1 protein-coding gene and 1 tRNA gene are annotated in these 847 nt (G+C 58.6%); both read left to right on the forward strand.

Going from position 1 to position 847, the window contains the following annotated elements:
• Positions 1–95: 95 nt before the first annotated feature.
• A tRNA-Lys gene (locus tag ACXJKJ_RS30340) sits at positions 96–171 on the forward strand.
• Positions 172–268: 97 nt separating this feature from the next.
• Complete coding sequence (locus ACXJKJ_RS30345; protein ID WP_457395112.1) at positions 269–670, forward strand: hypothetical protein; 402 nt, start codon at positions 269–271, stop codon at positions 668–670.
• The last annotated feature ends 177 nt before the right edge of the window (positions 671–847 follow it).

Below are 847 nucleotides of genomic sequence, written 5' to 3' on the forward strand. Positions count from 1 at the left end.
GCCCGGCTCTGCCACGGGGCGGTGTTTCGCATTCGTTTAGAAAAAGTGCTTGCATCCCCGGTGGGAAATCCAGCATAATTCGCCTCCCGATTTTCGGGCTGTTAGCTCAGTTGGTAGAGCAGTTGACTCTTAATCAATAGGTCCAAGGTTCGAATCCTTGACAGCCCACCAAGACGAAAGCCACCTGGTCATCCAGGTGGCTTTTTTCTTGCCCGTGACCCGTCCTGAATTGGGTTGACACCTTTTCCCACAGGAAGAGGAATGTTCAATGGATTCAACACTCAGGCGCAGCCAGCGGGATTACTCGCTGGCCTTCAAATTGTCGGTGGTCGACCAGGTCGAGCGCGGGGAAYTGACCTACAAAAAGGCCCAGGAGCGATACGGGATCCAAGGACGGAGCACTGTGCTTGGCTGGCTTCGCCGCCATGGTCGGCAGGATTGGTCAGGTGGTGCATCATCTGCCCCCATGACCACTTCACCCAAAAGCGCGGCGGCCAAGCCGCTGACGCCGGAACAGCAGATCAAGGCTTTGCAGGTGCAACTGCGGGAGGCCAACGAGAAAGCGCAGCTTTTCGAAGCCATCGTCGAGGTCCTCAAAGAGGACTACGGGGTACGCATCGTAAAAAAGCCTTCCGGCAAGTCCTCACGCAAGGGCGCCTCCAAGGCGTAAGCGTGGCAAGGGCTTGCCGACATTTCGGCATCAGTCGGCAGGCGTACTACCAAGGTGGCCATCGCCAGCAACGGCAGTTGGYCGAGCGCGCACGGGCGATCGCTTTAGTGGGGGGTTATCGGGCGCGTCAGCCACGCATCGGCACTCGCAAGCTGCACGGTCTGATCAGGCCGGCAC

The organism is Roseateles sp. P5_E1 (genome assembly GCF_054049335.1).